This is a genomic window from Bacillus sp. FSL R10-2780 (assembly GCF_038006125.1).
Classification (GTDB): Bacteria; Bacillota; Bacilli; order Bacillales; family Bacillaceae_G; genus Bacillus_A; species Bacillus_A cereus_U.
In genome coordinates this window covers 2,662,492-2,675,676 of the sequence record NZ_JBBOUQ010000001.1, presented here as the reverse complement: position 1 = coordinate 2,675,676, position 13,185 = coordinate 2,662,492, and the positions used below count along the sequence as shown (strand labels likewise).

The following is a 13,185-nucleotide window of genomic DNA, read 5'->3' as shown; positions in this document are numbered from 1 at the left end:
TAGTTCCTATACAGTATTGTCTCTTTTTTGAGCGGTGTAATAGAAAGAAATAGCGTGGAAACATATATTTGACTTTCTTCTTAACGCTTTGTATGATTATCAAGTTGTTTCAGCCTCTTCTCACTCTGGTAAAAATATTGTAGAATGAATGTGATATGAAAAGAGTGATTGATGGGATAAATAGTTTGTAACTTTTGTAAGAAGGGATAAGGGTTATGTTAATTCGTTTTAAAAAAAGTTATGAAAAAATTGCAATGGGGCTTCTTTCATTTATGCCAACTGAAAAAGATGTAAAAACATTACAATTGACAATGAAAGAGTATGAAGCGAAAGAGGATTGGCAATTGTATTTGTGGAAACAAAATGAAGATTTTGTTGGGATAATGGGGATTATAAAAAAAGAAGATCAGGTATTGGAAATTCAGCATTTGAGCGTGAATCCGTCTCACCGTCATATGGGGATTGGGACGAAGATGGTTCAAGGGCTTAAGAGTAAATTTCTTGAGTTTACAATTTGCGGAAATGAGCAAACAGCAAGTTTTTGCAAAAAGTGTAAAGAGCTTGAACAAAATATACATTCATGAAAGCAGGGATAAGTAGTTTATTATCTCTGCTTTCTTTTTTGTAGTTGTTCGTGTCGTTCAGAAATGACTTCTGTTCGATCGCGCAATGTGTGCTTATTTATGATGTATTCACCAGGAATGAAATTCACATCTTTCCAAGAGAGGTTTTGTTTCTTACATAACTGTATGCATTGTTTTTCTAACGATGCGTCTAATAATGGTAAAAATAACGGCGCGAAAAATTCCTTTTTGTGGATAGATTGTAACCTTTCATTTAATAAGAATATAAGTTGTTTATGATCTATTCCTAATTGATGTAAAGATGTACTGTTCTTTTCTAAAAGTGCTATTGCGCTTTTTATCATCTTCTCTGCACCATTCCAGTTGGATCGTCTGTGATGGTATAAGGAAACAGCAATTTGAATGAGACCGACTAAGTAAGTGTCGCGTTCTCCTCTAGGTTTTAATTTCCAATACTCTTCTAATATTTCATGACATTCAAAATAATCACAGTCTCCGTGAAAATGAATTAAAAATTGTATGTACTCGGTAGGATACATTTTTTTCGCTCCTGTCTAACGGTTATATGTACAGTTTATCATAGAAATATTAACAATAAGCGACTAGGGAAGTATCCCTAGTCGCTTTATTGCGTCCTATTAGCAGAAGCAAGCTGCTCCTACAATAATTAGTAAAATGAACAGTACAACAAGTAATGCGAACCCACCGCTAAAACCACAATCAACGTGACCCATAGTTTTTTGACCTCCTACATTGTTCTTACTACATTGTTATCATATGAAGCGGTGGGCATTATGACATGGGCATAGGTCTATTTTTAATTAAATTTCTTAAAAAGGTTGGATAGAACATGAGTATGCTCTATACTTATGGTGTTATAGAAAAAATGTGGTGGGATGCTTTGTGCAGTATAATTTTAAAGTAGAGGCTTTTGAAGGGCCTTTAGATCTATTGTTACACTTAATACATCGTTACGAAATCGATATATATAATATTCCTGTAGCGGAAATTACAGAGCAATATCTATCTTATGTCCATACGATGAAAGAATTACAATTAGATGTTGCCAGTGAGTATTTAGTAATGGCTGCAACGTTATTACAAATTAAAAGTAAAATGTTGTTACCGAAACAAGAAGAAGATGTACCTGATAACGGTGAAGACTTTATAGATGACCCTCGTCAAGAATTGATGGAGAGGTTAATTGAATATAAGAAATATAAGCAAGTTGCTACTGAGTTAAAAGAAAGAGAACAAGAAAGAGCACAGCTATATACACGTCCGCCAATTGATTTTACATCATTTCAACAAGAAGAGGAGACAAGCTTACCTCTTGATGTTACGTTATATGATATGTTAGCGGCATTTCAAAAGCTAATGCGTCGTAAAAAAGCAAAGACCCCCGTAACAACGCGAATTACTCGCCAAGAAATACCAATTGCACAGCGAATGACTGATATTCTACAACAGTTAGAAGTAAGAGGCGGTCGTCAAAGTTTTTATGATTTGTTTGCTGATGAAGAACGTGAAATAATGGTTGTAACATTTTTAGCGGTTCTTGAGCTAATGAAAAATCAACAAATCATAATTGAGCAAGAACATAATTTTGATGAAATTTTCGTATCAAGCTCTAATAAATCCTTATAGAGCCAGCAAGTGAAGATGGGATAGAAATATTTTATCTTATGTTAGGTTTTAATGTATCGTTTGGAACGAGAGAAGAAATATTGAACCGAACGCATTTACTGTGATTCGGTTTTTTTATGTGTATTTTTTATGGGAAATAGGAGGAAGGAGTTCGTAAAATGGATAGAAAAGAACAAAAAGCGATTATTGAAGGGATTTTATTTGTTGCAGGTGACGAAGGGATTTATCCGGAACAGATAGCTAAAGTTCTGGAAGTTAAAGTGGAAGAAGTAATAAACAGTATAGAGGAAATGCAAAAAGAAGGTGAAGGATCGAATCGCGGTCTGCAAATTGTGCAATATGCAAAAATGTATCGTTTTGCAACAAAGAAAGAACATGCTGCATACTATCAAAAATTAATAGATACCCCAACAACGGCGTCACTGTCTCAAGCAGCTCTTGAAACGTTGGCAATCGTTGCGTACCGTCAACCGATTACAAGGACAGAAATGGAAGAGATTCGAGGCGTGAAAACAGACAAGGCATTACAAACGTTAGTTTCACACTTACTTATAAAAGAAACGGGAAGAGCGGAAGGACCAGGGCGCCCTATTTTATACGGAACGACGAAAGAGTTTTTAGATACGTTTGGATTGAAAACGTTAGATGATTTACCACCTCTTTCGGAAGAAAATGAACAAATGAATGAAGCAGATTTATTCTTTGGCTCTTTACAGGAATTATCAAAATAAAAGCTTAGCATTTTGCTAAGCTTTTTTTGTATATCAATTACAGAGCGTGCCATACTAAATGAAAAAAGGAGACGAGCTATGAAGGGTGTACGGAGTATTCTATTGTTGGTTTCTGTTTTATTATGTTTTTCGTTAAACAGCGCATCGGCTAAAAGATATATGATGTCTATTCATACTACGTCTTCTATACATATGCAGCGGCAACATTTCGGTAAAATGAAAGTGAGTTTTTTAAAAGTTGGACAAGGTGATGCGACACTTATTACATTGCCAAATGGTCAAACGATGTTAATAGATGGGGGCCCTTATGAAGCGGGAGAGGTTATTATTCAAAAACTAATTGAAAAAGGAATTAATCATTTAGATGTGATTGTAAGTACTCATCCTGATATGGACCATATAGGGGGGCTTATTCCAATTGTAGAACAAATGCCAGTTTCACTCGTATTAGATAGTGGGAAAACATATAGTTCATTTACTTATCATACGTATCGGAATAACATTAAAAAAAGAGGCATTCCTTTCATTTCAGTGAAGGAAGGACAATACATACCGCTAGATCCACATGTTTCTATACAAGTATTGAACAATGGTAAATCAAAAGACGAGAATAACGAGTCCTCAATTGTGTTAAAGATTCGATATGGTAAAGCGGACTTTTTATTAATGGGTGATGCTGATATACGGACGGAAAATGAAATATTAAAGCAATTTGATGTACATGCAGATGTATTAAAAGTTGGGCATCATGGCTCGTATACTTCAACGAGTGAAACATTCTTAAAAAAAGTAGATCCACAATTCGCTATTCTTTCGTACGGGAGTAGAAATCCGTATGGGCATCCTCATCAAAGTGTAGTAAGACGATTAAAACAGCGTGGTATAATGATATACGGAACAAACAAGCGAACTGTAGAAATAGAAACAGATGGTGAACATATTACTATGGGGGCAAGCGGTCTTATGCCATTACTTAAGTAACTAATTATATAAGAGGTTATTATCCATTTTGGAAAAAATGGATAATATATATTATAATGAAAAAGAAATCAATTTCCTTTTTTCGCTGAACGAAGAGGAAATTTCATTAGAATGTATAGACAACTACTTGTGTGTATATTAAGATGGGATTAGGCGAATAAGGTAATAATAATAAGTAGGTATTTCATGGGAAAGGATCGATGAAAATGAAAACGCAAGTTGTCATCAATGCCAAAATTTATACAGGTAAAGAAGTAGTGGAAAACGGATTTATTCGTTACGCAGAAACAGTTAAAGAAATTGGTTTGATGGCTCAATATGTATCACAAGAAAATGAAACTGTGTTAGATGCGGCAGGAAAGATTGTGATTCCAGGTATGATTGATGTTCATATTCATGGTGGATACGATATTGATGCGATGGATGCAAATAGCGATGGATTAGTAACTCTTGGTAAAGAAATGTTAAAAGAAGGAGTTACAACTTACTTCCCAACAACAATGACACAAGCTCCAGAAGCGATTGAAGCGGCGCTACTTGCTGCGAAGGAAGCGAAAGATAAAGGAGCACATTTCGAATATATTCACTTAGAAGGACCATATGTTTCAAAAAAACGTGCGGGTGCACAACCACTTGAACATATTGTTCCTGCGAGTATCGAGCAATTTAAACAATGGCAGGAAGCAAGCGGTAATCTAATTAAATTAGTAACATATGCACCGGAAGAAGAAGGTGCGTTAGAGTTTGAACAGTATCTTGCAGAAACAGGTGTTGTTGGCACAATGGGGCATACAGATGCGATTGATGCACAACTGAAAAATAGAAAAATTACACATGCAACACATTTATATAACCAAATGCGTGGATTACATCATCGTGAACCAGGAGTTGTTGGTCATGTGTTATTAAATCCAGATGTAATGGTTGAAGTAATTACAGATGGTATTCACATTCACCCTGATATGGTGAAATTAGCGTATAAATTAAAAGGGCCGAAAAAAGTAAGTGTCATTACAGATGCAATGCGTGCAAAAGGTCTTGAAGAAGGATTATATGAGCTTGGTGGACAGCCAGTACATGTAAAAGATGGCAGTGCTCGATTAGAAGATGGAACGTTAGCTGGTAGTATTTTAAAAATGGATCAAGCTTTCCGAAATGTAATTGAATTTACAGGATGTTCAATCGAGGATGCAGTGTTGATGACATCAGTTAACCAAGCAGAAGAGTTTGGATTAAATAATAAAGGCGCGTTAGCGGCAGGGAAAGATGCAGACTTTGTTGTTATGACTGAAGAATTACATGTATATGATACGGTTCGTTTAGGAATTCATATGAAGGAAGGGAAGTAATTAGATGAATATTCTTGTTGTAAAAACTCCAGAAGAATTAGCAGAATCAGGTTATAAGTTAATTAAAGAGGTTGTAAAATCAAAAGAAAATCCAACTTTAGGAATGGCTACAGGAAGCTCTCCATTAGGTATTTATGCAGAAATGCGAAAAAATAAACTTGATACAAGTCATACAACCACTGTAAACTTAGATGAGTACGTAAATTTACCACACGAAGATAAAAACAGCTATCACTATTTCATGCAAGAACAGTTGTTTGATCATCTTCCATTTAAACAAACTTATGTACCGAATGGGATGGCAAGTGATTTAGAGGAAGAGTGCAAGCGTTATGAAGGCATTCTAGTAGCTAACCCAGTTGACTTACAGATTCTTGGAATCGGTGAAAACGGTCACATCGGATTTAATGAGCCAGGAACACCATTTAATTCTCCAACTAACATTGTAGAATTAACAGAATCTACGCGCCAAGCAAACCTTCGCTTCTTTGAAAATGAAGAAGATGTGCCGACTCATGCGATTACAATGGGAATTGGAAGTATTATGAAAGCGAAACAAATTCTACTTGTTGCTATGGGATCTAAAAAGGCAGAAGCTATTAAAGAGTTATTGCAAGGTGAATATAGTGAGGCGTGTCCTGCTACAGTTTTACAACGTCATCCGAATGTAACCGTAATCGCAGATCCAGAAGCTCTATCTTTATGCAGTGAGGCGATTGCTGATGAACATCGACAAGTATTCACCATTTCCGATCTATTATCAGATTCAAGAGTGGGTGAAACAGCTAATTGAGGAAGGCGAATGGAAGCCGGGAGATAAAATTCCATCTGAGAATGAACTTTGTGATAAGTTCGAAGTGAGTCGTATGACAATCAGACAGGCGATTAATAACTTAGTGGAACAAGGTTATTTATACCGGAAACGTGGGATTGGAACGTTCGTCCAACTTCCGAAAGTGGAGCAAAAGTTGCAAGGAATGACGGGATTCACAGAAGATATGATTTCTCGTGGTATGAAACCGAGCAGCCAGTTATTAAGTTTCCGCCTAGTTCCAGCTACTGCTAAAATAGCAGACCGGCTGAGAATACAAGAGGGAGAATCGGTTTATGAAGTGAGGCGTACGCGCTTAGCTGATGACGAACCGATTGCATTTGAGACGACATATTTGTCGCCAACTCTTGTGAAAGATATTAACGAAGAAATATTGCAACAATCTTTATATGAACATTTAGAGAAAAAACTGGGCTTTAAGCTTGTTCGCGCTACTCAATCAATTGAAGCTTCAATTGCAACGGATAATGAAGCTGAACATCTGCATATTCCTAAAAAGGCGCCTGTACTTGTAATGCGTCAATGGTCATATTCAGAAGGTGAGTTACCGTTAGAGTATGTGAAATGTATTTATCGTGGGGATCGTTACAAGTTTATTACGAACATCGCACGTAACAAGTAATATATTTCAGTTTGTGAAGTACAGTGAACTTTGATGTTTTCAACATGTAAAGAAATAAAAACACGACTCATCCTTATAAGGATCGAGTCGTATTTTTATTTGCTTCTTCATTATAAACAAGTACTTGGTTAACGGCATCTTTGACAGCATCTACTACATAGTGAGCGTGCTCTTTTACCGCGTCATCAGCTTGAGACATAGCAAAACTATGAGGAGTTAAAGAAAACATTGGAATATCATTGTAAGAATCCCCTATGCACGCAACCTCCTCTGGTTGTATTTGAAACTCTTGTAATAAAACAGAAATAGCAGAACCTTTACTAATATTTGGTGGCATTACATCTAAACATTGTTCAGCTGAAATGAAAGTACTAACTTTTCCATGGAATTTTTCATCAATCTTTTTTTGAAGGAGTTGTAAGTTTTCCTTTGTTCCACCGATAGAAATTTTATTTGGAAAAATTGTATCATCGATTTTCTGTAATAAATTTGGTTCTTCAACAGAAGTCATTGTTATTTGTTTTTCGAGTTCATGAATAAAAGGTGTCTTTTCTTCAATATAGTAATTATGCTCATCACTTACATAACGGAAATAAGGGTCTTGATTTGTCATTGATAACAAATCAGGTAGAATACTGGAATCGAATGTTGCAGATAATAGTTGTTTATTTTCTGGTGTATATACGAAAACACCGTTCACACTAATGCGATGGAAATTTGTATTTACAGCCTTCATTAAGTCTGCGATTTCATTATCAAGTCGCCCGGAAGCGAAACAAAGAATAACATTTTGCTCAGCAAGACTGCGAAGTGCTACAATATCTTGTTCATCAATTAGACCTCCATGTTGCATCATTGTACCGTCGATATCACTTACAAACATTTTAATCATGTTGCTATCTCCTTTCTATGTACAGTTGCTCTTACATTATACGCATCATATACAAACATGTCTAAAAAATGAATTTTTATCAAATGGTAGATGTTTTACATTGACGACAAAGAAGAATATTCTGTAACATAAAAGTAGGCTATTTAAGTACGAGGGTGGTGTTATATGAGTAATTATCTAGAAATTAAAAAAGTTTTAAATAATAATGTCATCATTGCTAGCCATCCTGAACACGAGGAAGTAGTAGTGATCGGTAAAGGAATTGGATTTGGAAAAAAGGCTGAAGATGTGTTGGAGCAAGAACAAATTGAGAAAATGTTTGTTTTAAAAAATGAACGTGATCGAGAACAATACAAACTTTTAGTGCCACATGTGAGTGAAAAGCTAATTGAACTGATGAATGATATTATGTTATACATTCAAGAAAAAGCGGAGTCTCCATTAAATGAACATATTCATATCGCTTTAACAGATCATATTTCTTTTGCAATTAAAAGGCTAAAACAAGGACTTACAATAGATAATCCTTTTTTAGTTGAAACGAAAATGCTATATCCAGAGGAATATGAAATTGCTGAAGGAGTTGTGCAACTTTTAAATTCTCGTTTGCAAATTACATTGCCAGAAGGAGAAGTTGGCTTTATCGCACTCCATATTTACAGCTCGCTTACAAACTCTGATTTATCTTCTGTTAATCAAAATTCCCGTCTTATTGCACAACTTGTTTCTTTAATTGAGATAAGCCTACAAATTACATTAGACCAAGAAAGCATTCATTATTTACGCCTTATTCGTCATTTGCAATATGCTATTGAACGGGTGAAAAAAGGAGAAAAAGTAGAAGAAGCACAAAGTTTTGCTGATTTATTAAAGGCAGAATATCCAGTCTGTTATAACTTAGCTTGGAAGCTAGTTAAGGTAATGCAAAAAGAATTACAACTTCCTGTTTATGAAGCAGAGAGTATTTATTTAACGATGCATTTACAACGATTAGTGAAAGCAGAACATGTGTAAAAAGACATATATTTTTGTCTAAAATGAAAACGTTAAAAAAAATGATTGAATCGCTTACAATAGTTATGTATAATAACTATTGCAAAGTTATACAAAATTCGACAAACAAATTAAGGTAAATAACGAAAACGTTTGCTTTAATTATAGTGAACTTATACGTAATCCTATTTTTGACACGTGTTACTGATTCGATCAGGCATGAGTGGAGAAAAGCTGGGAATGTAAGCTAAAGAAAGGGACATACTACCCTTTGTATAGCTATCGTTCTATCTTTTTTTTCCTCATGCCTTTTTGGCGTTTGTCGAAAAGTATCAATATAGATAAGAGAGGAAGGGTTTCCATGTTTAAGAAGATCTTTGGTGTTCTTCAAAAAGTCGGAAAAGCGCTTATGCTTCCAGTAGCGATTTTACCGGCAGCAGGTATTTTACTTGGATTTGGTAATGCATTTCAAAATCCACAACTAACAAATGTTATTCCTGCTTTAAAAGCAGATTGGTTCGTAATGGTTGCAAAAATTATGGAACAATCTGGTGATATTATTTTCGCTAACCTTGCACTATTATTCGCAGTTGGGGTAGCAATCGGTTTAGCTGGTGGAGACGGAGTAGCTGGTTTAGCAGCGTTCGTCGGCTACCTAATTATGAACAAAACGATGAGTGTGTTCTTAGAAGTAGATAAACTAGTGAAAGTAACAAGCACTGGAACAGATCCAGTGAAAATTGGATTTTCAGATCCAGCATATGCAAACGTATTAGGAATTCCAACGCTGCAAACAGGAGTGTTTGGTGGTATTATCGTCGGGATAGTAGCGGCATATTGTTATAATAAATACTTCAACATTGAATTACCATCATACTTAGGTTTCTTTGCAGGTAAGCGTTTCGTACCGATTGCAACTGCAACATTCTCTTTAGTAGTAGGTATTATCATGTGCTTCATTTGGCCATACATTCAGGGTGGCTTAAATACGTTCTCACATCAAATGATTGATGCAAATAGAACGATAGCAGCATTTATATTCGGTTTAATCGAACGTTCATTAATTCCATTTGGATTACATCATATTTTCTATTCACCGTTCTGGTTCGAATTCGGTCAGTATACAAATGCAGCTGGCGAATTAATCCGTGGTGACCAAAAAATCTTTATGGCACAGTTAAAAGACGGCGTAGAATTAACAGCTGGTACATTTACAACTGGTAAGTATCCGTTCATGATGTTCGGTCTTCCAGCAGCAGCTTTAGCAATGTACCATGAAGCACGTCCAGAAAATAAAAAATTAGCAGCTGGTATTTTAGGATCTGCTGCATTAACATCTTTCTTAACAGGTATTACAGAACCGCTTGAATTTTCATTCTTATTCGTAGCACCAGTATTATTCGGAATTCATGCAGTATTCGCTGGTCTATCATTTATGACAATGCAAATTTTAGGTGTTAAAATTGGTATGACATTCTCTGGTGGTTTAATTGACTTCATATTATTCGGTGTACTACCAGGTCGTACGGCATGGTGGTGGGTAATTATTGTTGGTCTTGTACTAGCAGTTATTTACTACTTCGGATTCCGTTTCGCAATCCGTAAATGGAACTTAAAAACACCTGGTCGTGAAGTAGCGAATGCTAATGAAGGTGCAGGGAAAACAGAAGCAGGAGAACTTCCACGTGAAGTATTAGTAGCACTTGGTGGTAAAGAAAACATTGCTTCGTTAGATGCTTGTATTACTCGTTTACGCGTTCAAGTTAACGAACAAAAAAATGTAAATAAAGACCGCTTAAAAGAGCTTGGAGCAGCCGGTGTACTTGAAGTTGGAAATAACATTCAAGCTATTTTCGGACCGAAATCTGACACATTAAAATCACAAATTCATGATATTATGTCAGGTCGTACACCTCATGTTGAAAAAGAAGCGCCTGTAAAAGCGGAAGAAGCTCCTCAACAGGTTGATGAAAATGAAACAATCGTTTCACCAATTGAAGGAAAAATCTTACCGATTACAGAAGTACCTGACCAAGTATTCTCAGGAAAAATGATGGGAGATGGATTTGCGATTGAGCCAACAGAAGGAACAGTAGTTTCTCCGGTTAATGGTGAGATTGTAAATGTATTCCCTACAAAACATGCGATTGGTATTCAGTCTGAAGGCGGAAAAGAAATTTTAATCCACTTCGGTATTGATACTGTAAAATTAAATGGTGAAGGCTTTGAAGCGCTTGTAGCACAAGGTGATAAAGTGAAGCAAGGACAACCATTATTAAAAGTAGATCTTGCATTTGTAAAAGAAAATGCACCATCTATTATTACACCAATCGTCTTTACGAATTTACAACAAGGGCAACAAGTCGAATTGAAAAAAGATGGAAATGTTAAGAAGGGCGAAAACGCTATTATTGACATTCAGTAGGAATTTGACGCAAAATGTTTATAATTATAATAGGCGATGTGGTTGACCGAACATCGCCTATTATATACAATAGATGATGTAGTACTCACGTCTATACAACTAAAAAAATACTGTATTTAAAGGAGATAAATTATCATGGAAAAAATCTTTAAAGTAACTAGCGACTCAGGAATTCATGCTCGTCCAGCAACTCTACTTGTAAACACTGCAAGCAAATTTGGTTCTGACATTAACTTAGAGTATAACGGAAAAAACGTTAACTTAAAATCAATCATGGGTGTTATGTCTTTAGGAATTCAACAAGGCGCGGAAATTAAGGTCACTGCAAATGGTGATGATGCAGCTCAAGCACTAGCAGCTATCGAAGAAACTATGAAAAACGAAGGATTAGGAGAATAATGACTCTTAATATCCAAGGGATCGCTGCATCAAGTGGGATTGCTATTGCAAAGGCTTTCAGACTTGAGAATCCTGAATTTAACATTGAAAAGAAATCAATTACAGACGAAGCTGCTGAAATTGCACGCTTAGACGCTGCGCTTGAGAAAGCAAAATCTGAACTAGAAGCTATTAAGGACCATGCTTTTGCTGAGCTAGGTGCTGATAAAGCTGCTATCTTTGAAGCGCATTTATTAGTATTAAATGATCCAGAATTAGTAAATCCAGTAAAAGATAAAGTAAATGGCGAAAAAGTAAATGCTGAATTTGCAATGGATGAAGTTGCATCAATGTTTATTTCTATGTTTGAAAACATGGATAACGAATACATGAAAGAACGTGCTGCGGATATTCGCGACGTAACAAAACGTGTTCTTGCACATTTACTAGGAATTAACTTCTCAAATCCTGGTACAATTTCTGAAGAAGTAATCATCATTGCTGAAGATTTAACACCATCTGATACAGCTCAGTTAAACCGTGAGTATGCAAAAGGTTTCACAACTGATATCGGTGGACGTACATCTCACTCTGCAATTATGGCTCGTTCTATGGAAATTCCAGCTGTTGTTGGTACGAAAGTTGTTATGGAGAAAATCCAAAACGGCGATATCGTAATCATTGACGGTTTAGATGGAGAAGTAATTGTAAACCCATCTGAAGAAACTCTTCGTTCTTTTGAAGAAAAGAAAGCGAAATTTGAAGAGCAAAAAGCTGTATGGGCAAAATTAAAAGACCAAGCAACTGTAACAAGTGATGGACATCACGTTGAGCTTGTTGCTAATATCGGAACACCAAATGATGTACAAGGTATTATCGATAATGGCGGAGAAGGTGTTGGTTTATACCGTACAGAATTCTTATACATGGGCCGTGACAATCTTCCAACAGAAGAAGAGCAGTTCGAAGCGTATAAAGCAGTTCTTGAAGGTGTAAAAGAAGATCAACCAGTCGTTGTTCGTACACTTGACATCGGTGGAGATAAAGAGCTTCCATACTTACATTTACCAAAAGAAATGAACCCATTCTTAGGATACCGTGCAATTCGCTTATGTCTTGATGAGCAAGATGTGTTCCGTACACAACTTCGTGCATTACTTCGTGCTAGCGTATACGGTAACTTAAAAATTATGTTCCCAATGATTGCAACTCTTGATGAGTTCCGTCAAGCGAAAGCAATCTTATTAGAAGAGAAAGAAAGACTTGTTCAAGCGGGTACAACTATTTCTGATTCTATTGAAGTTGGTATGATGGTTGAAATTCCAGCTTCAGCAGTATTAGCAGATCAGTTCGCAAAAGAAGTTGATTTCTTCTCTATCGGAACAAATGACTTAATCCAATACACAATGGCTGCAGATCGTATGAACGAACAAGTAGCTTACTTATACCAACCATATAATCCATCTATTTTACGTCTTGTAAAAATGGTTATCGATGCTGCTCATAAAGAGGGCAAATGGGCTGGTATGTGTGGTGAGATGGCGGGAGATTCACTTGCTATCCCATTATTATTAGGCTTAGGTTTAGATGAGTTCAGTATGAGTGCAACATCTATTCTTCCTGCAAGAACACAACTAAGCAAGTTGTCAAAAGCAGAAATGGAAACTTTAGCAGAAAAGGCATTAATGATGTCAACTGCTGAAGAAGTTGTTGAATTAGTTAAAAGCATATAAGTATAAAAAAACCTGAGT

Annotated in this window: 14 protein-coding genes; 11 read left to right on the top strand and 3 right to left on the bottom strand. The window is 35.9% G+C overall.

All coding sequences use genetic code 11. The features are described 5' to 3' along the window. Positions 1-215: 215 nt before the first annotated feature. Positions 216-584 (top strand): GNAT family N-acetyltransferase RibT, encoded by a 369-nt coding sequence (gene ribT, locus NSQ47_RS13835; RefSeq protein ID WP_002160619.1) that lies wholly within the window; start codon positions 216-218, stop codon positions 582-584. A gap of 20 nt (positions 585-604) precedes the next feature. Here the strand turns inward: ribT and NSQ47_RS13830 are convergent, their stop codons facing one another. Next, positions 605-1,123: a DUF309 domain-containing protein gene (locus tag NSQ47_RS13830; RefSeq protein WP_078172872.1), complete on the bottom strand. Its 519-nt coding sequence runs from the start codon at positions 1,121-1,123 to the stop codon at positions 605-607. Positions 1,124-1,222: 99 nt separating this feature from the next. Continuing rightward, the gene (locus tag NSQ47_RS13825; protein WP_000510194.1) at positions 1,223-1,318 is read right to left on the bottom strand and encodes a YjcZ family sporulation protein; all 96 of its coding nucleotides are present in this window, start codon (positions 1,316-1,318) and stop codon (positions 1,223-1,225) included. Between the two features lie 169 nt (positions 1,319-1,487). Between NSQ47_RS13825 and NSQ47_RS13820 the strand changes: the two genes are divergently transcribed. The 6 genes from NSQ47_RS13820 (at position 1,488) to phnF (ending at position 6,746) form a co-directional block, all read left to right on the top strand. Next, positions 1,488-2,231: a segregation/condensation protein A gene (locus NSQ47_RS13820; RefSeq protein WP_002111606.1), complete on the top strand. Its 744-nt coding sequence runs from the start codon at positions 1,488-1,490 to the stop codon at positions 2,229-2,231. A 158-nt stretch (positions 2,232-2,389) separates the two neighbouring features. Beyond that, positions 2,390-2,962 carry an SMC-Scp complex subunit ScpB gene (scpB, locus tag NSQ47_RS13815; protein WP_078172873.1) on the top strand — a complete coding sequence of 191 codons (573 nt, stop codon included), beginning with the start codon at positions 2,390-2,392 and terminating at the stop codon, positions 2,960-2,962. Positions 2,963-3,040: 78 nt separating this feature from the next. Further along, the gene (locus NSQ47_RS13810; protein ID WP_002145925.1) at positions 3,041-3,943 is read left to right on the top strand and encodes a ComEC/Rec2 family competence protein; all 903 of its coding nucleotides are present in this window, start codon (positions 3,041-3,043) and stop codon (positions 3,941-3,943) included. 206 nt (positions 3,944-4,149) lie between these two features. Continuing rightward, positions 4,150-5,292 carry an N-acetylglucosamine-6-phosphate deacetylase gene (gene nagA, locus NSQ47_RS13805; RefSeq protein WP_002160622.1) on the top strand — a complete coding sequence of 381 codons (1,143 nt, stop codon included), beginning with the start codon at positions 4,150-4,152 and terminating at the stop codon, positions 5,290-5,292. Positions 5,293-5,296: 4 nt separating this feature from the next. Then, positions 5,297-6,085, top strand: a complete 789-nt coding sequence (gene nagB / locus NSQ47_RS13800) for a glucosamine-6-phosphate deaminase (RefSeq protein ID WP_215554067.1) — start codon at positions 5,297-5,299, stop codon at positions 6,083-6,085. Further along, the gene (gene phnF, locus NSQ47_RS13795) at positions 6,015-6,746 is read left to right on the top strand and encodes a phosphonate metabolism transcriptional regulator PhnF (protein WP_078172874.1); all 732 of its coding nucleotides are present in this window, start codon (positions 6,015-6,017) and stop codon (positions 6,744-6,746) included. The genes nagB and phnF overlap by 71 nt, the downstream gene beginning before the upstream one ends. A gap of 73 nt (positions 6,747-6,819) precedes the next feature. On the opposite strand, the gene NSQ47_RS13790 is transcribed toward phnF, so the two are convergent. After that, entirely contained in the window at positions 6,820-7,638 is an 819-nt protein-coding gene (locus tag NSQ47_RS13790) for an HAD family hydrolase (RefSeq protein WP_341037160.1), read from the bottom strand. 165 nt (positions 7,639-7,803) lie between these two features. Between NSQ47_RS13790 and glcT the strand changes: the two genes are divergently transcribed. The 4 genes from glcT (at position 7,804) to ptsP (ending at position 13,167) form a co-directional block, all read left to right on the top strand. Next, entirely contained in the window at positions 7,804-8,652 is an 849-nt protein-coding gene (gene glcT, locus NSQ47_RS13785) for a glucose PTS transporter transcription antiterminator GlcT (RefSeq protein ID WP_002160625.1), read from the top strand. 340 nt (positions 8,653-8,992) lie between these two features. Continuing rightward, entirely contained in the window at positions 8,993-11,056 is a 2,064-nt protein-coding gene (gene ptsG / locus NSQ47_RS13780) for a PTS glucose transporter subunit IIABC (protein ID WP_002111599.1), read from the top strand. A gap of 135 nt (positions 11,057-11,191) precedes the next feature. Then, entirely contained in the window at positions 11,192-11,455 is a 264-nt protein-coding gene (gene ptsH / locus NSQ47_RS13775) for a phosphocarrier protein HPr (protein WP_002033915.1), read from the top strand. Next, positions 11,455-13,167, top strand: a complete 1,713-nt coding sequence (gene ptsP / locus NSQ47_RS13770; protein ID WP_341037157.1) for a phosphoenolpyruvate--protein phosphotransferase — start codon at positions 11,455-11,457, stop codon at positions 13,165-13,167. Before ptsH ends, ptsP begins: the two co-directional genes overlap by 1 nt. The last annotated feature ends 18 nt before the right edge of the window (positions 13,168-13,185 follow it).